A 19,030-nucleotide genomic window follows, 5' to 3' on the forward strand; every position below is an offset into this window, starting at 1 on the left:
CGAGCGCACCGCAAATCCAGTGTACATCATAACTGGCGCGGCTTGTCGTTGAGTTGAAATTCGAGATGCGCCTGTACGGTCGGCCATTCGGCCGCGGTGATGCTGTAGACCACGGTGTCGCGCAAGCTGCCGTTCGGCGCGACCTGATGGCTGCGCAGGATGCCGTCCTGCTTGGCCCCCAGGCGCTCGATGGCGCGGCGGCTCTGGTGGTTGAAGAAATGCGTGCGGAACTCGACGGCGATGCAGTTCAGGGTTTCGAAGGCGTGCCGCAGCAGCAGGAGCTTGCATTGCGTGTTGAGCGGGCCGCGCTGCGCGCTCTTGCCATACCAGGTCGAGCCGATCTCGACGCGCCGGTTGGCGGCGTCGATGTTCATGTAGGTCGTCATCCCGACGATCCTGCCGGCGGCGTCGAACACCGTGAACGGCAGCATCGAGCCCGCGGCCTGTAGCCCCAAGCGGCGGTCGATCTCCTTGCCCATGTTCTCCGGCAGCGGGATCGCGGTGTACCAGAGCTTCGACAGCTCGCCGTCCTTGACGGCCTCGGCCAGCCCCTCGAGATGCTGGTGCGACAGCGGCTCGAGACGGGCGTGCTGTCCACGCAGGGTGATGGGGTCGGGCCAGGGCATGGAAGTCTCTCCTTACGTCATTGCCAGCGAAGCGAAGCAATCCGGACTGCCAACCCCTCATCCTGAGGAGCGCGGAACGCGCGTCTCGAAGGATGAAGGCGCGGCTGGTGGCCTCGCCCTTCGAGACGCGCGCTAAGGGCGCGCTCCTCAGGGTGAGGGTCAGGCAGGTGCTTTGCCTCGCTCTCGATGACGGTAACTAGCACCGTTCATTTGTTTAGGAAATTGAGCGGCAAACCGCCGCGCGGCCAGTCCATGCCGATCAGTTCGCCCTTGCCCGATAGGGTGATGTAGGCGGTCTTCAGCTCGGGGCCGCCGAAGGCGATGTTGGTGGTGACGCGGTCGCCGGTCGGCACCTGCTCGACCAGGGTGCCGTCGGGCGCGATCACCGAGATGCAGCCGGAGACGAGGGTGGCGACGCAGATATTGCCATTGGCTTCCACCGCGAGCGAGTCGAACATCTGGTAGCCGCCGAGGCCGCAGATCGGCTTGCCCCGTTCGCCGCGATAGATCACCTCGCGCGGCTTGAGCGTGCCCGGCGCCGAGAGCTCATAGGCCCAGAGCCGGCCCGTCGGGGTCTCCGCGATGTAGACGGTGTTCTCGTCCGGCGACAGCCCGATGCCGTTCGCCGGCAACACGCCGTGCACGACTTCCACGATCTCCTTCATGCCGGGCTTGAGGTAATACATGCCGCCGACATCCATTTCGCGCGCGCGGCGCTTGCCGAGGTCGGAGAACCACAGGCCGCCCTGCTTGTCGAACACCAGATCATTGGGCCCGCGCAGATCGTGCTCGCCGCATTTGGTCACGACGGTCTCGACCTTGCCGGATTGCAGATCGACGCGCTGGATCGAGCCGCCGAGATAGTCGTCGGGCTGCGGGCCCGGCATGATCATGTTGCGGGTTGGGATCCAGGAGAAGCCGCCATTGTTGCAGATGTAGATCTTGCCGTCGGGACCCAGCGCAGCACCATTCGGGCCGCCCGGCACCTTCGCGACGATCTCCTTGCGGCCATCGGCATGAACGCGGGTCAGGCGCTGGCCGCGGATCTCCACCAGGACGACCGAACCATCCGGCATCACGACCGGCCCTTCTGGAAATTCGAGGTCGGTGGCGAGAACGCGGACGTTGGACATGTTGGGACCCTCCCGGCTGCTTGTTATGACTTGCACGGGATGTCCGGCACGGGCCCCACACGCAAGATTTGCCGGCGGTTATGACAAAGTCACCGGCGCTTGCCAAGCAAGCCGGATGGTATGCCAGCGTTGCGGAAGCCCCCTATTCCCTGACCGGGACCCAGATCTCGAAGCCGCCATTGCCGGTTGCTGGATCGAACTTTTCGTCATAGCGCTCGAAGCTCGGTGCGTCCGCGGCTTTAAGACCGGAGGCCGGCAGCCATTGATTCCAGATCGTGTTGACCGTACGCCGGATCGAGGCGACGTGATCGGTGTGGGTGAAGACCGCGTAGCGCTGCTCGGGGATGCGGATGCGGCTGAAGCGACGCGGCAGGTCCGAGAAATCGGCGACCTCGACGCCGGCGATGTAGTCGAAATTGCCGGCATCATCGCCATTGCAGCAAACGCCGTAGGCGACGTTACCGACGCGCGCGGGAATGTCGGCGACTTCCTGGTGAAAGCGGTGCCATAGACCGGGAATGATGGCGCCATTGTCGCAGGAGATGCGCTCGGCGGGACCGGCGACGAGGAAGGCCTTTGCAGTCTCGAAACGCGGCGGGGCAAGATGGTCGAGCATGGTGGAGTCCATGAGGATCGGCTCCTGAAGCGTGAGGTGGCTGACGCATGTCGCGGCCCTCACCGCTTCGGGCGTGGTGCCGAACTGGTCGCGGAACGCGCGGGTGAATGCTTCGTGCGAGCCGTAATCCGCCTCCAGCGCCAGTGACAGGATGTCCGGCGCACCGTTGGCAAGACTGCGCGCAGCTTCCGTCAGCCGTCGCGCGCGCACGTAACGCATCACCGGAAGCCCGGTGGCTGCCGCAAACGCACGCACGACGTGGAACCGCGACACGCCGGATATCTGCGCGATCTCGTCGAGCGTCATCGGCTCGGCCAGATGGCTCTCGACATACCAGAGCGCGCGCTGGGCTGGGTTCATGGCGATTCAGGCCCTCGTTCGAAACGCGGCGATGGTGCGCCGGTCACGCCCGCTTCGCTTGATCGGCGTTGCTGTCCTCGCATGAGGATAGTTCGGGAATGGCCACTGGCAACGCCCTCGCGTTCGTGGCTACACTGCCTGAAACCGCTCACCAGAAAGCACGGAGGAACCGCGTCATGGAAGTTACCGATGTGCGGGCGCACCATATCCGCATCCCCTATGACGCCGGTGTCGCGAGCTTCCGCCAGGGCGCTTCCGCAATCACAGCCCTCGACATGGTGCTGGTCGAGGTCACGACCGATGCCGGGCTGACCGGCTGGGGCGATGCCTTCGCCTATGTCTGCCCTCGTACCACGCGCAGCGCCGTCGAGGAGATGATTGCACCCCAAGCGCGCGGGCTGAAGGTGCCTGATGCGGCCGGCATCCCTGGGGTCATGGAGCAGATCCAGCGCAATCTGCATCTGTTCGGCCGCTACGGCATCACCATGTTCGCGATCTCCGGGCTCGATATCGCGCTGTGGGACCTTGCCGCCAAGATGGAGGGCGTGCCGGTCCACCGCCTGTTCGGCGAGACCAGGCGCACGGCCATCCCGGCCTATGCCAGCCTCTTGCGGATCGGCTCGCCCGAGGCCATCGCTAACGAATGCAGGAAGGCGCTGGCGCTCGGCTATGGCGCCATCAAGCTGCACGAGACCACGCTACCTGCCGTGTTCGCCGCACGCGAGGCGATCGGGCCCACCATTCCGCTGATGGTCGACATGAACTGCCCGCTGACGAGCGAGCAGGCGATTGCGTTCGCGAAGACATGTGCAGACGCAAGACCCATGTTCCTGGAGGAGCCGGTATGGCCGCCGGAGGATTTTGCTGCGCTCGCCGACGTTCGCAGCAAGGGCGGGCTGAATATCGCCGCCGGCGAGAATGCCTGCACGGAATATCAATTCCGCCAGATGATGAATGCGGGCGCGGTGAGCCACGCCCAGCCCTCGGTGATCAAGGTCGGCGGCATCACGGAATTTGTGAAGGTGGCGGCGCTGGCCGATCAGCTCGGCGTCAAGATCGTCCCGCACTCGCCCTATTTCGGTCCGGGGCTGCTCGCGACGCTGCATCTGCTGGCGACGCGCGAGGATGGGCTCGTCGAGATGTTCTATCTGAAACGCGAGGCCTGCCTCTGGGGCGGCCGCGCCGATGTCGATGCGACGGGCCATGTCGCAGTGCCGAGCGGCCCTGGACTTGGCTACGAGCCAGATCGCGGCGTGATGGAGCGTTATCGCGTCGCCTGATCGCCGCCCCTATTTCGCCGCGTCCTTCGCCGCCGGCGCATCCTGCTTCTTCTTCAGATCGTCGGCGGTCTTGGCTTGCGCAGCCTGGAGATCGGCGAGCGTCTTCTGCAAGCCGGCGAGGCTCGTCTTCAACGCGTCGATCTGGCGATTGGCCGCATCCAGCCTCTGCTGATGATCGAGGCTGAGCTTGGTGATGGTCTTCTGGAGGAAATCGACATTGCTCTGGAGGCAGCTCGTGCGCCGTTCCATGGTCTTCTCGACCGTGCAGATCTCGATGCCGGGCACGTCCTGCGCGTGCAGCGGCAGCGGCGCCAGCGTGGCGAGCAGCAACATTGCGAAACAAACGCCGGCGCTTCGGAGCAGCATGAAGGTTCCTCGTCAATTCGATCACGGCAATGTGCGCCGTTTGCGCGCAGTCGCGGGAGGCTACCACACTCGTACCGCATTCTCGCGTTGAGCTTGCGCCCGTTCCCTCGGACGGGGAACGATGATCGGCACGCGGAAAGAAGTGGGCGTTCTTTCCGCGGCTTTGTTTAGGGGAGATTTTTGGAATGGCAACGCGCGATAGACGTCTGGCGGAATTCGACGGCGCCGGAGAACCACCAGCTGGCCTGCCACTCGAGGTGCTGTGCGAGGACCACAGCGGAACGTATCAGCTGCCGTTCGCCTGCCGCTATGTGGAGGGACGCTGGCAGAATCACGAGGCCGGCATCGCGGTTGAAGCAACCGTCATCGGCTGGCGCCTGCCCCGCATGAAGCAGCGCGGGGCGGCCTGACGGCGATTCGTGTTTCAAAATGCGACGGGGCCGCGCTTCGCCTTAACCTTCGGAACGCGGCCCGAACGAATCACGTCCGAATCGGCCGTAGGGGCCCGTACGCACCTGTTCACGGCTAGATGTCGCGAGCCGCCTGGTTCGCGCGCACAAGATCTGCGCAGGGCAGGATTGGGTTTGGGCCGGGTATTGGCGGCAGAAGTTAACCGCGTCAGGGACATGGTGGGGGCAAGCCGCGTGCCTGCCGGGCGACGGTCCCCAGCCGCCGAAACAGGCAAGACAGCGCGAGACCTGCCTAATATTCGACCTCGAGCTCCTCGATCTCGGCCGGCTCTTCCCGCGCCGCCGCGATCCATTCCTGCATCTCCGGCATGGCCATGATGGTGTCGGCATAGGCCTTCAGCGGCGCCGCGAGCTTGACGTCATACGTCATGAAGCGCGTCACCACAGGGGCGTACATCGCATCGGCCATGGTGCGCCGCTCGCCGAACAGGAAGGGGCCGCCCGATGTCTCCAGGCAGTCGCGCCAGATGAAGCAGACGCGGTCGACGTCGGCCTGTGCGCGCGACCAGATCTTGAAGCCGGGAAAGTGTCCTTTCAAATTGACCGGCAGCGAGGCACGCAGCGTGGCGAACCCGGAATGGATTTCGCCTGAGATCGAGCGGCAATGCGCGCGCTGGATGCGGTCGGCCGGCAACAGCCCGGCGTCCGGCATCACCTCGTTGAGGTATTCGGCGATCGCCAGCGTATCCCAGACCACGGCGCCCTCGTGCCGCAGGCACGGCACCAGGATCGACGACGACAGCAGCAGGATTTCAGCGCGCGCGGACGGATCGTCCGGCGCGGTGACGATTTCCTCGAAATCGAGCCCGGAAAATTTCGCCAGCAGCCAGCCACGCAGCGACCAGGACGAGTAGTTCTTGCTGCTGATGGTCAGTGTCGCCTTCGCCATTGGCCTTCCCTACGCCTGATCTCGACACCCGCCCGGCCGGCGGGCGTGCCCATGAGCTGTGCTTCCTTCAAAATGAGAGCAAGCGATGTGCCAGTTTTGCGGGCGGTTCAGCTCCCGCTTGGCTTCGATATTGCATAATGGCAGGGGTCAGGTGGGCGTTTCAGTATGATGTCGATGTATTATCAGGCCTTCCAGAACCATATGGACCTGACCGCGCCATGGCGGGCGGGGGCCTCGTCCGCGCTCAAATTCCTCAACCTGGTGCCGCAGGGCGTGTCGGATCAGCTGGTCGGCCGGCTCTCGGCGGCGCTCGAGCTGATCTCGCGCTCCACCCTCACCTATGATCGGCCGGCCTACGGCATCGACAGCGTGATGGTTGGCAATCGGGAAATTCCCGTCACCGAGGAGATCGCCTGCGCGACGCCGTTCGGCTCGCTGCTGCACTTTCGCAAGGACGGCGTGAGCGAGCAGCCGCGCATGCTGCTGGTGGCGCCGATGTCGGGCCACTTCGCGACATTGCTGCGCGGCACCGTGCAGACGCTGCTCCAGGACCACGACGTCTACATCACAGACTGGCACAATCCGCGCAACATTCCGCGCAGCAAGGGCCGCTTCGGGCTCGACGACTATACCGAGCATCTCATCGAATTCCTCGGCCAGCTCGGCCCGCGCCCCCACATGGTGGCGATCTGCCAGCCATCGGTCTCGGCGCTCGCAGCCGCCGCGATCATGTGCGAGGACAACCACCCCTCGCGGCCGGCGACGCTGACGCTGATGGCCGGACCGATCGACACCCGCATCCAGCCGACTAGGGTCAACGAATTCGCCAAGAGCAAGCCGATCGAGTGGTTCGAGCGCAACCTGATCAATTACGTGCCGGTGCAGTGCCGCGGCGCCTTGCGCAAAGTCTATCCGGGATTCGTACAGCTCACCGCCTTCGTCGCGATGAATCTGGAGCGCCATATCAAGCAACATCTGGACCTCGCCAACCACATCGCCAAGGGCGAGAAGCAGAAGGCCGCCAGCATCAAGACCTTCTATGATGAATACTTCGCCGTGATGGACCTTCCTGCGGAATTCTACATCGAGACCGTGCGCGACGTGTTCCAAGAGCACCTCTTGCCGCAGGGCCGACTGATGCATCGGGGACGCCCGGTGAACACCAAGGCCATCAGCCGCATGGGGCTGATGACGGTCGAGGGCGAGAAGGACGACATCTGCTCGATCGGCCAGACGCTCGCCGCGCAGGACCTCTGCACCGGCGTACGCGCCTATCGCCGCGTCCATCACATGCAGGCCGGCGTCGGCCATTACGGCGTGTTCTCGGGCAAGCGCTGGAACAACGAGATCTATCCGCTGCTGCGGGATTTCGTGCACGTGAATTCGTGAAGGCTCAGACGGACCATTCCTCGCCCCAGACCTGAACGAAATGGCCGGGCGACACTTCGCGATATCGCCGGCGAGGCGGCTGGTAATCCGGCGCGCGCATCGGGCTTCTGATCTCGTCGTTGGAGACGTCGCGGCGCGTACCGCGGCGCGATGGATCGGGCACCGGCACGGCAGCCATCAGCTTCTTGGTGTAGGGATGTTGCGGATTGCCGAACAATGCCGCGCGCGGGCCGATCTCGACGATCTCGCCGAGATACATCACCGCGAGGCGGTGGCTCATGCGCTCGACCACGGCGATGTCGTGGGAGATGAAAAGATAGGCAAGGCCCATGTTGGCCTGGAGATCGAGCATCAGGTTCACGACTTGGGCCTTGACCGAGACGTCAAGCGCGGAGACCGCCTCGTCCGCGACGATCAGCTTCGGCCCGAGCGCAAGCGCACGCGCAATGCAGATGCGCTGGCGCTGGCCACCGGAGAATTCGTGCGGAAAGCGCGCGGCCATATCGGCAGTCAGGCCGACGCGGACGAGAAGGTCTGCGACCTTGTCGCGCGCCTGCGACGTCGACGCGAGCCCGTTGGCGAGCAACGGAGCCGCGATCGCCGTCCCCACCGACATGCGCGGATTGAGGCTCGCGAATGGATCCTGAAAGACGATCTGCATCTGCTTGCGGAAATCGCGCAAAGCTCGGCCGTTCATGGCGAGCACGTCCTGGCCGTCGATCAGGACGGTGCCGCTGTCCGGTTCGAGCAACCTGAGAATCGAGCGGCCCGTGGTCGACTTGCCGCAACCGGATTCGCCGACCAGCGCAAGCGTCTCGCCGGCGCGCAAGGTGAAGGAGACGTTCTCGACCGCGTGGACGCGCCCGGAGATCTTGCCGAACAGGCCCGAGCGGATCGGAAAGCGCGTGGTGAGGTTTGCAACTTCGAGCAGCGGACGCTCGGCGGTCGAGACCGTGTCGGGCGTTTCCACCGGCTCGTCCGAGGTGCCCGTGAGCTTGTCGATGATGGGAAAACGCATCGGCCGCGCGCGCCCATCCATCGAGCGGAGGCGCGGCACGGCGGCGAGCAGTGCGCTTGTATAGGGATGCGACGGTGCGGCGAAGATGCGCGACGTCGCGTCGGTTTCGACCGCCTGCCCGCCATACATCACTACGGTCCGATCAGCGATCTCGGCGACCACGCCCATGTCGTGGGTGATGAAGAGGATCGACATTCCCTCCTCCTGCTGGAGCTCCTTCAAGAGCTCCAGGATCTGGGCCTGGATGGTAACGTCGAGCGCAGTGGTCGGCTCGTCCGCGATCAGGAGCTTCGGCTTGCAGGCCAGCGCCATCGCGATCATCACGCGCTGGCGCATGCCGCCGGAGAAGCGATGCGGATGCTCGTGGAAGCGCGATGTCGCCGCGGGAATGCGGACGCGATCGAGCAGGCGGATGGTCTCGGCCTCCGCCGCCGCGCGCGACAGGCCGCGATGCTGAATCAGCGCCTCGGCGATCTGGAAGCCGATGGTGAGCACCGGATTGAGGCTCGTCATCGGCTCCTGGAAGATCATGGCAATGTCATTGCCGCGGATGCCCTTCATGCCCGTTTCGGGCAGCGCGAGGAGATCGCGGCCAGCGAGCGTCACGCATCCCTCGATGCGGCCACTCTCCTTCGGAATGAGCCGCATGATGGAGAGCGCGGTGACGCTCTTGCCCGAACCGGACTCCCCGACGATCGCGACGGTTTCGCGCGGCGCGACGTCGAATGAGACATTGCGGACGACCGGGATCCATCGTCGTTCGCGCATGAAGGAGGTGGTGAGGCCGGCGACCGACAGCACCGGCGCCTGCGCCTCGGCAACGCTACGATCGATTCCGCTTGCGCCCTTGCTCATGCAGTTGCCCTAATAGCCACGCGTGCGATCGACGAGGCCCGGCAATTCCTCGCCGCGGCGGTGACATGCGATGACGTCGAGCACGAAATCGACCGCCGTATCCGGCATGGTCATGCTGGCATTGTGCGGCGTCAGCAGGATGCGCGGGTGGCTCCAGAACGGATGGCCAGCGGGCAGCGGCTCGGGCTCTGTGACATCGAGAACGGCGCCCGATAGCAAGCCGGTATCGAGCGCCGCGAGGAAATCGGCTTCGACGAGCTGCGGACCACGCCCGACACTGACGAGCCCTGCGCCGCGCGGCAGGCGCGCGAACAGATCGGCATTGAGGATGCCCCGGGTCTCTTCGGTCAATGGCAGCAGGCAAATGAGGATGTCGGTCTGCGACAGGAATCTTGGCAAGGTGTCAACACCGACGTAGCAGGTCACGCCCGGGATCTCGCGCGGCGAGCGGTTCCAGCCGAACAGCGGAAAGCCGAATGCCCTGAGCCGTTCGAGCACGGCGTGGCCGAGCTGGCCGAGCCCCATCACGCCGACACCCCGCCGCTTCGCCGGCGTGATCCGGATCTCGCGCCAGACCTGCTCCCTCTGCTGGGCGATGAAGTGCAGGAGATCGCGATGCAGGCCGAGCACCGCCATTGTGACATATTCCACCATGGTCTCGGCAATGCCGGGCTCCAGCATCCGGATGAGCGGAAGGTGCGGCGGAAGCTTCGTGGCGTCGAACTGATCGACACCCGCGCCAACCGAGAAGACCAGCTCGAGATGGGGGAACGTCGTGGCGATATCCTCCGGCGGCACCCACGCCACCAGATAACGAATATCGGCGGGATTGCCGATGTCGGGCCAGAGCCGGAACGGCAGATCGGGCGCGCGCTCGGCAAAGAAGCGCGCCCACTCGGCGCCGCGAACCATGTTGGCCTTGTAGAGAACCGTCATGCCGCCTCAGAACGGGCTGACCGGCGCGAGCCGCCGGCCGTCGATCATGCGCTTGTGGCTGTAAGCCACCGGGTCGACCAGCGGCGTCGAGCCGGTCACGATGTCGGCGGCGAGCTTGCCGGCCGCGGGACCAATGCCGAAGCCGTGACCGGAGAAGCCGGTGGCGAGGAAGAAGCCGGGCAAGGCATCGACCGGCGAGATCACCGGGATTGTGTCGGGCGTGCAGTCGATGGTGCCGCCCCAGGCCTCCGCGATCTCGATGTCCTTCAATTCCGGGTTCGATCGGATCAGCGACGCCAGCGCCGCACTGACCAGCGACATGTCGGGGGCCGGATCGCGCACGCGCTCAGTCTCGAACGGCGACGGCTTGTCAAAGCTCCAGCTGCTGCCGCGCACGAGCTGATCGAAGAACGACTTGCCGAACGACAATTTCAGTCCGTTCTTACGATGCTGATACGTCGGCCAAAAGGCGCGGGCGTACCGGAATAAGTCGGGCGACAGCTCGACCGTGCCGCGGTTGCGCAGCGCCAGCGTAAAGCCGCCGTCGAGACGGCGACGGATGCAGTAGAGGTCGGTGCCGAGCGCGCCGGAGGTGATCTCAGGTCCTGGGGTGGTCCGGCAAGCCGTGGCGTTGACGAGACCGATCGGCAGCTCGATGCCGTGACGGCGGCAGAACAGCGACGACCATGCCCCGCCCGACAGCAGCACCGATTGCGTGCGAATGGTGCCCTTCTCGGTGACGACGGCGCTGACCCGTCCTCCCTGAGTCTCCAGTCCGCGCGCGGCGCAGCCTTGATGGATGGTGACGCCGTGCTTTCGCGCGGCAGTGGCCAGCGCGGGCACGGCCATCGACGGCTCGGCGCGGCCGTCGCTCGGCGTGTGCAGGCCGCCTACCCATTTGTCGGCATTGCCGGGCATGCGTTCAGCGACCTCCGCCGGCGTCAGGATGGTGGAGTGGACCTGCTGCTCGCGCGCGATCGCCGCCCAGCGCTCCCAGCCGGCGAGCTCATCCTTGCTCTTGGTCAGGAACAGCACGCCGGTGCGGCGGAAACCGGCATCGACGCCGGCATCGTTCTGCATGTCCTCCCAAAGCCGCAGCGCCTCACGTGCGAGCGGAATCTCCTCGCGCGCGCGGCCCTGCTGGCGGCACCAGCCCCAATTGCGGCTCGACTGCTCGCCGCCGACATGGCCCTTCTCGACCAGTGCGACGGAAAGGCCCTTCTTCGCCAGGTGATACGCCGCAGATACGCCGATCACGCCGCCGCCGATGACGACAACGTCTGCCTGCGCCGGCAGGCGTTCATCGCTGTTGATACGATTGAGCGGCGGGGACATGGGGCACTCCTGGTATTCAGTTCAAACGGACCTAGGCTCGTTATGGGATGTTCATTCGCGGATCGAGCGCATCGCGCAGGCCGTCGCCAAGGAAATTGAAGCTCGTCACCGCCAGCGTGATGGCGACGCCCGGTACGATCGCGAGCCACGGTGCGCTGGTGAGATAGATCTGCGCGTTGTTGAGCATGTTGCCCCAGCTCGCAGCCGGCGGCTGGATGCCGTAGCCGAGATAGCTGACATAGGATTCGAGCAGGATCGCCTTGGCGACGTTCAGCGTGGCCGCGACCACGATCGGGGCAATTGCGTTGGGCACGAGCTCGCGGAACATGATGCGCAGGTTTGACGAGCCGAAGGCGAGCGCTGCAACGGCGAACTCCCGTTCCCGCAGCGAGCGCACCTGGGCCTCGACGACGCGGGCGACGCTCATCCACGCCGTCGCCGCGATCAGCACGGTGGTGGTGACGAGGCCGGGTTCGGTGAGCGCCGCCAGCGCCAGCAGCAGGAAGATGGTCGGGAAGCACAGCACGGCGTCGACCAGCCGCATCAAGACCGCGCCGACCACGCCGCCATAGAACCCGGCGAAGGCGCCGACGACGATGCCGACCGCCATCGCGATCACCATCGCCACGATCCCGATCGAGAGCGAGACGCGGCCGCCCATCATCAAGCGCGCAAGCACGTCGCGGCCGAGCTCGTCGGTGCCGAGGATGTGCGCGCCCGACAGCGGCGGCGCGAACCGCTTCATGATGTCAATATAGGTGTCGTCGAAAGGCAGCAGATAAGGACCGAACGCGGAGCCGAGGACGAGCACCAGAATGATGACGGCGCCGGCGAGCGCCAGCCGATGGCGGCGGAACCGCCGCCACGCGGCTTGACCGGGGGCGAGCTGAACGGTGGAGAGGGTGGCCGTCGTCATCGCCTAGCCCACCCGAATGCGCGGATCGACAACGGCATAGAGGATGTCGGCAAGCAACGAGCCGATCAGCACCATCGTCGCCGAGAACATCAAGACGCCCATCACCACGGGATAGTCGCGATAGCCGATGGAATCGAGGAAGAGGCGCCCCATGCCGGGCCAGGTGAACACGGTCTCGGCCACCAGCGCGCCACCGAGCAGCGTCGGAAACTGGAGGCCGGCGACCGTGATCATCGGCAACAGCGCGTTCCGGAGCGCGTGCACGGTGAGGATGCGCCATTCCGGCATGCCCTTGGCGCGGGCAGTGCGGATGTAATCCTGGTTGATGACCTCGAGCATGGAGGAACGCATGAAGCGGCCCCACATCGCGGTCTCGACCAGCGCCAGCACCAGTGCCGGCGCGATGAGATGATGCAGCAGGTCGAGAAAGGAGCCGTCGCCGACGGTGTGCCGATTGCCGGCCGGCAGCCAGCCGAGCCTCACCGAGAACACGTAGATGGTAACGAGGCCGAACCAGAAGGTCGGGATCGACAGCGCGATCATGGCGCCGACGGTGGCGAGGGTATCGAACAGCGAGTAGCGGCGCAGCGCACCCAGCACGCCGATCCAGCAGCCGAGCAGCACCGCGATGATCGTCGCCGTCGCCATCAGCTCGAGGGTGGCGCCGAGATGCGAGGAGATCACGGACAGCACCGCCTCGCCGTCGCGGTAGGAGCGGCCCCAATCGCCCCACAGCATGCGGCTGAACCAGTCGAGATATTGGATCGGCAGCGGGCGATCGAGACCGAGCTGCTTGCTGACGCGGTCGAGATCCTCCTGCGTCATCTGCGCAGAGGCCGCGAATTGCGAGAGCGGGCCGCCGGGCGCCAGGTGCAGAATGGCAAAGCCGATCGCCGAGACGATCACCAGCAGCATGATCGACTGTGCCAGGCGGTTGACGACGTAACGGGCCACGTCAGGCTGCCCTGCGCACCTGATCCATCAGGCCCAGTACCATTCGCGGATGTTCCAGCAATTGATCGAGGTGTTGACGTTGGGACGGAAGCCTTGCAGCCCCTCCTTCACGCCTTCTGCGATAAAGCCTTGGAACAGCGGCAGGATGGCGAGATCGTCGCGGATCAGCTTTTGCAGGTCGCCATAGGTCGTCTTGCGCTGTGCGATCTCAAACTGCTTGGCGCCGTCGGCGAGGAGTCGATCGGCCTCCGGGCTCTTGTATTGATAGGTGTTGTAGCCTCGCCCGCCCTTGGCGGGAATGGCGCCGGAGCCGAAGCGCGGCGTCACGTCGGGGTCGCTGCCGAGCATGAAGTTTACGGACACCAGCACCGAATTGAATTTCGACTGCTGCCAGAAATCGCCCCAGATCACCGCGGCCGGCATGTTGTTGACGCGCATCGCGGCGCCGATCGCACGCCAGTCCTGGATCAGGAGCTGCTGGGTCTGCTCGCGCACCGCGTTGCCGGATGTCGTCGAATTGGTGAACTCGAGCTTGACGCCGCCCTTCTCGCGCACGCCACTGGTGCCGCGAACCCATCCCGCCGCATCGAGCAGCGCGTTGGACTTGGCGGGATCGTATTTGTGTTGCGGCAGCCCCTGTTGGAATGACCAGGCTTGCTGCGGCACGAAGCTCTCGGTCTGCGTCGGCAGGCCATAATAGAGCGCATCGATGATCGCCTGCTTGTTGATGGCGAGATAGAGCGCCTCGCGCACGGCGCGATCGGCAAAGGGACCGAACTCCAGATTCGGTGCGATATGCTCCACGGAGGACGTCGAGGAGACCACGATCCTGCGGCCCTTCAGCGTCTTCGCCTCCTGCACGAAGTTCGGCAAGATGCCTTGCAGGCCGGTGTAGTCGACTTGGCCGGTGCGGAACTGGGTATAGAGAACGGTGAGATCGGGGATGTATTTGAAGACCACGCGTTCGACGTACGGCCCCTTGCCGTGATAGCCGGTGTGGGCATTGAGCAGGATGTGGTCGCCGGGCACGCGCTCGCCCCAGCGGAACGGCCCGGTGCCGACAGGCGCATTGTGGAACGCCGAGGCGTTCGGATCGGACACCTTCTCCAGGATGTGCTTGGGCACGATGAAGGTCAGCGATCCCAGGATTGACATGTAGGGCGAGTAAGGCGCTTCCATTCGCCAGTGGATCTCGTCGGGCGCGACGACCTTGATGTCCTTGACCAGGCTATGGCCGACGCGGCTGCGGGCGCGAAAATCGGGACTGTTGATCAGTTCGAGCGAGAACTTGACGTCGTCGGCCGTGAACGGCGTGCCGTCATGCCACTTCACGTCGCTGCGCAGCTTGATTTTCCAAGTCAGGCCGTCGGGCGACAGGCCGCCATTCTCGATGGTCGGAACTTCGCGTGCGAGGTCAGGAACGAAATTGCCGGCGGGATCGATGAACCAGAGCAGCGAGAACACCTGCCACCAGATGCCCTGATCGACCTCGATGCCAGGCATCAGCGGATGAAAGACGGTCGGCTCCTGCGACAGCGCTGCGATCACCTGCCCGCGCGGTTTGTCCGGCGGATTGGTCGGGCGCTCAACTTGCGCAAAAGCGTTGCCCGCAAGAGTCCATCCTGCCGCGGCGCCGGCCCCAAGCTGGAAGAGCTGGCGGCGATTCGGAATGCCGAGATGCACTGCTCCAACGCCGAACTTGGCGGTGCCGTCTGCCATGGCCACTCTCCATTGCCGCGCACGCGGCACCGTCTCCCGCGCCCCTAGACCCCGGCGGAGGGACAGGAGTGGGCTTTAGTGCTTCTAAATTTTTCAGCCAAAATTTCATCATGACTAAATACAGCTGTCAATCGCATTGCTAGTATGCGCGACCTTTTCACTCCGACTAAAGCTCGATCCGATGCGGTCCGGGGCTGAGATGATGCATGGGAGAGCGACATGGATGGTCGCGGCGATACGAACGGTCCGAAGGACGTCCCGACGATCCAGGTCGACGATGCGGTCGACCAGCGCCTCGGCGAGTCCGTGCGGCTGCTACGTCAGCGCGCCGGGCTTTCGATCCAGGACGTCGCCAACAAGACCGGCCTCTCCACCGGCATGATCAGCCAGCTCGAACGTGCGCGGGCCATGCCGTCGATCCGCACGCTGCGTCTGCTCAGCATCGCACTCGACGTTCCCATTTCGTATTTCTTCGAGAGCAGCGATCCGGCCGACGTACAGCGCTACATCGTGCGCAAGAATAACCGGCGGCTGCTGCGGCTCACCGCCAGCGGCGTCGTCAAGGAAGCGCTCACGCCTGACGGCAAGGGCCAGCTCGAACTCTACGAGCTCACGCTCAATCCCGGCGCCTCCTCCGGCACCGACTTCCTGCAACACAACGGCGAGAAGGCCGGCTATATCCTCTCGGGGAGCCTGCGGCTGTGGCTGGACAACCAGGCCCATCTGCTGGAGGCCGGCGACAGCTTTCGCTTTCCGAGCATCGTGCCGCACATGTTCGACAACCCGACCCAGCAGGTGGCGCGCGCGATCTGGGTCACGACGCTGCGCCAGACCGATCCGCCGGCGGGATGACACGCGGCTTCCATTGCTGGTGACACGGACCGCCGCGCCTGGCTTCGTCGCGCTCTAGCTGATCCGGCGCCGCAGCGTGGCCGACGGCGACTCGCCGAATTTTTCGCGGTAGGCGCCGGCCATGCGGCCGAGATGGGTGAAGCCGAGGTCGAAGGCGATCTCGGTGATGGAGGCATCGGGCGCGGCATGCGCGAGCCGGACGTGAAGGCTGGCGAGGCGCATGTCGAGCAGCATCTGCGAGATCGACAGGCCGAAGTGACGGCGGAAGCCGAGCTGGAGCGCGCGGATGCCGATGCCGGACGCGCAGGCGAGCTGCGCGAGGTCGAGCGGTTCGCCGGCATTATCCGCGAGATGGTCCCGCGCAACGCGCAGCGCACGCGGCAGACGCTCGGCCTGGCCCGAAAACGTCCTGATCGCATCCGACAGGCCATGCCGCTGGCCATTGAGGAGGTGATCGAGCAGAACCTCGCGCCAATCGGCCATCGCGACCGCTGACAGCCTGCCGGCGGGACCGAAACGTTCGGCGAGCGTGATCAGCTCGGCAAGGCTGGCTCGCAACGCCCGCCCGGACGGCGCGTCGAGGTCGATCACAGGATCGAACTCCATCGTGCTGGCTGCCCTGCCCGACAGTGCCGCGGCGCGCTGCTCGACCAAACGGCGGTCGAGCAACAGGATCGCTTGGGCGCAGTCGGCCCAAATCATCCGCGTCGGGATCGTCGGCGACAGCAGTGACGCGGTCCGGTCAGGCGCCGCGTCGAGCTCACAGATGCCGACCCGAATGCTGGCGCTGCCCGTGAGCGGGACCTGCACCAGGAAGAAGCGCTCGAGACAGCCCGGATCGATGCTGACCGATCCGCCATAGGCGACATAGTTGATGGAAAAGCCGTCGAACGCCGCGCAATTGTGCCGGGCGGAGAAGCCGGCGGCGCGTGCACACATCGGCTTGAGATCGTGCGGACAGAAGATGCGCCCAATCTGCTCGGCCGCTTCATCGACGTCATCTGTGGTAACGCGGGCGAAATCCGAAAGCCGTTCGGCTGCGGATGGTCTCGCGCTCATTTCCAGCACGGCTGCGGACATCGTCGACCACGCTTCGCGTCACGGAATTGCTTTAAGCCTATAATAGTTCCCCAGAGGCGAAAAGGGCCGCATCCGCAAAATCGTCGTGCTGCACGGCAATAGCCGCGTGCAGATTCGTTTGGCGGATAGACAGGCGGCCACGAGCGGCCGAAGCTCCATCCCCGCCGGAATCCATGAGGAGGCGCGCATGACTGCACTCGAAAAGGGCATTACCGCAAACGGCACGGGCTATGGCGGCAAGAGCTGGAACATCCTTGGTCAAGTCTATTTCCCCAAAGCCGTCACCGACTCCACCTTCGCATTCGAGACCAACAGCGATCCCGGCCAGTTCGTGCCGGTGCACATCCATCCGACTCAGGACGAGTTCATCCTGGTGCAGGAAGGCACGCTCGACCTCAAGCTCGACGGCCAATGGGTCAAGGCCCACGCCGGCGATCTCGTGCGCATGCCGCGCGGCATCCCGCACGGCTATTTCAACAAGTCCGACAAGCCCTGCCGCGCGTTGTTCTGGGTCTCGCCGATGCAGAAGCTGGAGGCGCTCTTCAACCGGTTGCACAATCTGACCGACCCTGCCGAAGTGGTGCGTATCTCGGCGCTGCACGAGGTGGACTTCCTGCCGCCCGAGGCCAACGACTAGGCGTCCGCGTCCCATCCACGTTCATCAGCTTGCAGCTCCGACGGCCGCGCCTTGCGGCCGATCGTTGCCGCTTGCGCGCGAAACACATTGGTTGCGAGCAATCCCATGGTCAGCCCCAAGCATGTCTGCGTGATCGGCGCCGGTGTCTCCGGCCTGGCCGCCGCAAAGGCGTTCTCCATCCGCGGTCACCGCGTCACCATCATCGAACGCAGCGGCGATCTCGGCGGCGTCTGGGAGCCGGCGCGCTCCTATCCCGAAGTGCAGACGCAGAGCCCGAAGGAGCTCTACCGCTACACCGACCGCGCCATGCCGGACGCCTATCCGGAATGGCCGACCGGGCCACAGGTCCACGCCTATCTCGTCGATTACGCGAGGAGCTTTGGCCTCGACCGCATGCTGCGCCTCAACACGGCGGTCGCCGGCATGGCGCGCCGTGCCGACGGCAAGCCCGGCTGGACACTCGCGCTCAGCGGCAAGAATGGCATGACAACGAACGAGGACTTCTATTTCGTCGCTGTCTGCACCGGCCAGTTCAACGAGCCGCGCGAGCTGCATTGCCCCGGCGAGGACGGCTTTCTGGCCCAGGGCGGCCAGATCCTGCATTCGTCGAAATACAACGATGCCGCCCTGGCAAAGGGGCGCCGCGTCGTCGTGCTCGGCGGCTCGAAGTCGGCGACCGACATCGCCGTGAACGCGGTAAACGCAGGCGCGCGCGAGGTGACGATCGTGATGCGCGAGCCGGTCTGGCGCATTCCCTATTTCATCGGCGGTCTCGTCAACTTCAAGCGCATCCTCTACATCCGCGTGCAGGAGGAGATGTTTCCCGGCTGGGGCATCAGCACGATGGCCCGGCTCGCCCACCGACTCGCCGCGCCGCTGGTGTGGGCGAACTGGCGCGGGCTGGAGAGCCTGTTGAAGGCGCAGCTCAAGCTCAGTCGGTGCAACATGGTGCCGAAGGAGCGGATCGAGGACGGCGTCAACTGCTCGGTGCCGATCGCAACGCCAGGCTTCTATCCGATGGTCGCCGACGGCCGCATCAAGGAGGTGTTCGGCACGTTCGATCATTTTGACGGCGACAGCATCGTAATGAGCGGTGGCGAGCGCGTTCCAGCCGATATCACCGTGCTCGCGATCGGCTACAAGCTCGGCGTGCCGTTCCTGCCCGCGGCCTATCAGCAGAAACTGGTCGATGCCGACGGGCAGTACCGGCTCTATCGCCTGATCGCCAACCCCGACCTGCCCGAGCTCGGCTTCGTTGGCTTCAACTCGTCGTTCTGCACGGTACTCTGCGCCGATCTCGCCGCCAACTGGCTGGTGCGCTATGCCGACGGCCAGCTCGCCAACCAGCCGACGGCGCAAGCCATGCATGCCAACATCGAGATGATGCTGCACTTCAAGCGTGTCGAACGGCCGGCCGCGGGCGTCTATGGCGGCCTCTGCGTCGCACCCTATCACTACCGTCATTTCGACGAGCTGATGGCCGACATCGGCGCGAAGAACCAGAAGTGCGGCGGGCTCAAAGGGCGTTTCCTGCCGCCGGACGCCGATGCCTATGCCAAGTTCCTGGCCACGGCGCCGGATTATCGCGTGGCGTAAGAG

The 19,030-nt window shown here is 65.1% G+C and carries 18 protein-coding genes; 6 read left to right on the plus strand and 12 right to left on the minus strand.

Going from position 1 to position 19,030, the window contains the following annotated elements:
* Positions 1–26 precede the first annotated feature (26 nt).
* The 3 genes from IVB01_RS26340 to IVB01_RS26350 all read right to left on the minus strand — a co-directional run bounded on the left by IVB01_RS26340 (position 27) and on the right by IVB01_RS26350 (position 2,735).
* A complete protein-coding gene (locus IVB01_RS26340; protein ID WP_247278391.1) occupies positions 27–626 on the minus strand; it encodes a GNAT family protein in 600 nt (199 codons plus the stop codon).
* A 206-nt stretch (positions 627–832) separates the two neighbouring features.
* A complete protein-coding gene (locus tag IVB01_RS26345) occupies positions 833–1,759 on the minus strand; it encodes an SMP-30/gluconolactonase/LRE family protein (protein ID WP_247278390.1) in 927 nt (308 codons plus the stop codon).
* A 142-nt stretch (positions 1,760–1,901) separates the two neighbouring features.
* On the minus strand, positions 1,902–2,735 hold the full coding sequence (locus tag IVB01_RS26350) for an AraC family transcriptional regulator (RefSeq protein WP_247278389.1): 834 nt from the start codon (positions 2,733–2,735) through the stop codon (positions 1,902–1,904).
* Between the two features lie 176 nt (positions 2,736–2,911).
* Here IVB01_RS26350 and IVB01_RS26355 point away from each other — a divergent pair, with 176 nt between their 5' ends.
* A complete protein-coding gene (locus IVB01_RS26355) occupies positions 2,912–4,015 on the plus strand; it encodes a mandelate racemase/muconate lactonizing enzyme family protein (RefSeq protein WP_247278388.1) in 1,104 nt (367 codons plus the stop codon).
* 9 nt (positions 4,016–4,024) lie between these two features.
* On the opposite strand, the gene IVB01_RS26360 is transcribed toward IVB01_RS26355, so the two are convergent.
* Positions 4,025–4,381, minus strand: coding sequence for a hypothetical protein (locus tag IVB01_RS26360; protein WP_247420449.1), 357 nt, complete (start codon positions 4,379–4,381; stop codon positions 4,025–4,027).
* Between the two features lie 185 nt (positions 4,382–4,566).
* Here IVB01_RS26360 and IVB01_RS26365 point away from each other — a divergent pair, with 185 nt between their 5' ends.
* Positions 4,567–4,791, plus strand: a complete 225-nt coding sequence (locus IVB01_RS26365; protein WP_247278387.1) for a hypothetical protein — start codon at positions 4,567–4,569, stop codon at positions 4,789–4,791.
* Positions 4,792–5,083: 292 nt separating this feature from the next.
* On the opposite strand, the gene IVB01_RS26370 is transcribed toward IVB01_RS26365, so the two are convergent.
* Positions 5,084–5,740 (minus strand): glutathione S-transferase family protein, encoded by a 657-nt coding sequence (locus IVB01_RS26370; RefSeq protein ID WP_247278386.1) that lies wholly within the window; start codon positions 5,738–5,740, stop codon positions 5,084–5,086.
* 165 nt (positions 5,741–5,905) lie between these two features.
* On the opposite strand from IVB01_RS26370, the gene phaZ reads away from it, so the two are divergent.
* Entirely contained in the window at positions 5,906–7,129 is a 1,224-nt protein-coding gene (gene phaZ, locus IVB01_RS26375) for a polyhydroxyalkanoate depolymerase (RefSeq protein WP_247278385.1), read from the plus strand.
* A gap of 4 nt (positions 7,130–7,133) precedes the next feature.
* Here the strand turns inward: phaZ and IVB01_RS26380 are convergent, their stop codons facing one another.
* The 6 genes from IVB01_RS26380 to IVB01_RS26405 are packed head-to-tail and all read right to left on the minus strand — an operon-like array spanning position 7,134 to position 14,862.
* Positions 7,134–9,002, minus strand: a complete 1,869-nt coding sequence (locus tag IVB01_RS26380) for an ABC transporter ATP-binding protein (protein WP_247494985.1) — start codon at positions 9,000–9,002, stop codon at positions 7,134–7,136.
* A gap of 9 nt (positions 9,003–9,011) precedes the next feature.
* Complete coding sequence (locus tag IVB01_RS26385; RefSeq protein WP_247278383.1) at positions 9,012–9,938, minus strand: glyoxylate/hydroxypyruvate reductase A; 927 nt, start codon at positions 9,936–9,938, stop codon at positions 9,012–9,014.
* A gap of 6 nt (positions 9,939–9,944) precedes the next feature.
* Complete coding sequence (locus tag IVB01_RS26390; RefSeq protein ID WP_247278382.1) at positions 9,945–11,273, minus strand: FAD-binding oxidoreductase; 1,329 nt, start codon at positions 11,271–11,273, stop codon at positions 9,945–9,947.
* Positions 11,274–11,313: 40 nt separating this feature from the next.
* Positions 11,314–12,189 carry an ABC transporter permease gene (locus IVB01_RS26395; protein ID WP_247278381.1) on the minus strand — a complete coding sequence of 292 codons (876 nt, stop codon included), beginning with the start codon at positions 12,187–12,189 and terminating at the stop codon, positions 11,314–11,316.
* 3 nt (positions 12,190–12,192) lie between these two features.
* Positions 12,193–13,143 carry an ABC transporter permease gene (locus IVB01_RS26400; protein ID WP_247278380.1) on the minus strand — a complete coding sequence of 317 codons (951 nt, stop codon included), beginning with the start codon at positions 13,141–13,143 and terminating at the stop codon, positions 12,193–12,195.
* A 27-nt stretch (positions 13,144–13,170) separates the two neighbouring features.
* Positions 13,171–14,862 (minus strand): peptide ABC transporter substrate-binding protein, encoded by a 1,692-nt coding sequence (locus tag IVB01_RS26405; protein WP_247278379.1) that lies wholly within the window; start codon positions 14,860–14,862, stop codon positions 13,171–13,173.
* A 219-nt stretch (positions 14,863–15,081) separates the two neighbouring features.
* Here IVB01_RS26405 and IVB01_RS26410 point away from each other — a divergent pair, with 219 nt between their 5' ends.
* Positions 15,082–15,714 (plus strand): cupin domain-containing protein, encoded by a 633-nt coding sequence (locus IVB01_RS26410; RefSeq protein ID WP_247420462.1) that lies wholly within the window; start codon positions 15,082–15,084, stop codon positions 15,712–15,714.
* A 54-nt stretch (positions 15,715–15,768) separates the two neighbouring features.
* Here the strand turns inward: IVB01_RS26410 and IVB01_RS26415 are convergent, their stop codons facing one another.
* The gene (locus IVB01_RS26415; RefSeq protein ID WP_247494986.1) at positions 15,769–16,794 is read right to left on the minus strand and encodes an AraC family transcriptional regulator; all 1,026 of its coding nucleotides are present in this window, start codon (positions 16,792–16,794) and stop codon (positions 15,769–15,771) included.
* Between the two features lie 187 nt (positions 16,795–16,981).
* Between IVB01_RS26415 and IVB01_RS26420 the strand changes: the two genes are divergently transcribed.
* Together IVB01_RS26420 and IVB01_RS26425 are read left to right on the plus strand one after the other, a co-directional pair.
* Entirely contained in the window at positions 16,982–17,431 is a 450-nt protein-coding gene (locus IVB01_RS26420; RefSeq protein ID WP_247278376.1) for a cupin domain-containing protein, read from the plus strand.
* Between the two features lie 105 nt (positions 17,432–17,536).
* Complete coding sequence (locus IVB01_RS26425; protein ID WP_247494987.1) at positions 17,537–19,027, plus strand: NAD(P)/FAD-dependent oxidoreductase; 1,491 nt, start codon at positions 17,537–17,539, stop codon at positions 19,025–19,027.
* The last annotated feature ends 3 nt before the right edge of the window (positions 19,028–19,030 follow it).

It is taken from the genome of Bradyrhizobium sp. 164, from assembly GCF_023073715.1.
Taxonomy (GTDB): Bacteria; Pseudomonadota; Alphaproteobacteria; order Rhizobiales; family Xanthobacteraceae; genus Bradyrhizobium.

What these genes read in the sequence shown, in the direction of transcription:
- IVB01_RS26350 (WP_247278389.1), bottom strand. Translation starts at nt 2,735, where the DNA reads ATGAACCCAGCCCAGCGCGCGCTCTGGTATGTCGAGAGCCATCTGGCC.
- IVB01_RS26405 (WP_247278379.1), bottom strand. Translation starts at nt 14,862, where the DNA reads ATGGCAGACGGCACCGCCAAGTTCGGCGTTGGAGCAGTGCATCTCGGC.
- IVB01_RS26395 (WP_247278381.1), bottom strand. Translation starts at nt 12,189, where the DNA reads ATGACGACGGCCACCCTCTCCACCGTTCAGCTCGCCCCCGGTCAAGCC.
- IVB01_RS26425 (WP_247494987.1), top strand. Translation starts at nt 17,537, where the DNA reads ATGGTCAGCCCCAAGCATGTCTGCGTGATCGGCGCCGGTGTCTCCGGC.
- IVB01_RS26420 (WP_247278376.1), top strand. Translation starts at nt 16,982, where the DNA reads ATGACTGCACTCGAAAAGGGCATTACCGCAAACGGCACGGGCTATGGC.
- IVB01_RS26380 (WP_247494985.1), bottom strand. Translation starts at nt 9,002, where the DNA reads ATGAGCAAGGGCGCAAGCGGAATCGATCGTAGCGTTGCCGAGGCGCAG.
- IVB01_RS26360 (WP_247420449.1), bottom strand. Translation starts at nt 4,381, where the DNA reads ATGCTGCTCCGAAGCGCCGGCGTTTGTTTCGCAATGTTGCTGCTCGCC.
- IVB01_RS26340 (WP_247278391.1), bottom strand. Translation starts at nt 626, where the DNA reads ATGCCCTGGCCCGACCCCATCACCCTGCGTGGACAGCACGCCCGTCTC.
- IVB01_RS26355 (WP_247278388.1), top strand. Translation starts at nt 2,912, where the DNA reads ATGGAAGTTACCGATGTGCGGGCGCACCATATCCGCATCCCCTATGAC.
- IVB01_RS26390 (WP_247278382.1), bottom strand. Translation starts at nt 11,273, where the DNA reads ATGTCCCCGCCGCTCAATCGTATCAACAGCGATGAACGCCTGCCGGCG.
- IVB01_RS26365 (WP_247278387.1), top strand. Translation starts at nt 4,567, where the DNA reads ATGGCAACGCGCGATAGACGTCTGGCGGAATTCGACGGCGCCGGAGAA.
- IVB01_RS26415 (WP_247494986.1), bottom strand. Translation starts at nt 16,794, where the DNA reads ATGTCCGCAGCCGTGCTGGAAATGAGCGCGAGACCATCCGCAGCCGAA.
- IVB01_RS26385 (WP_247278383.1), bottom strand. Translation starts at nt 9,938, where the DNA reads ATGACGGTTCTCTACAAGGCCAACATGGTTCGCGGCGCCGAGTGGGCG.
- IVB01_RS26410 (WP_247420462.1), top strand. Translation starts at nt 15,082, where the DNA reads ATGGATGGTCGCGGCGATACGAACGGTCCGAAGGACGTCCCGACGATC.
- IVB01_RS26370 (WP_247278386.1), bottom strand. Translation starts at nt 5,740, where the DNA reads ATGGCGAAGGCGACACTGACCATCAGCAGCAAGAACTACTCGTCCTGG.
- phaZ (WP_247278385.1), top strand. Translation starts at nt 5,906, where the DNA reads ATGATGTCGATGTATTATCAGGCCTTCCAGAACCATATGGACCTGACC.
- IVB01_RS26345 (WP_247278390.1), bottom strand. Translation starts at nt 1,759, where the DNA reads ATGTCCAACGTCCGCGTTCTCGCCACCGACCTCGAATTTCCAGAAGGG.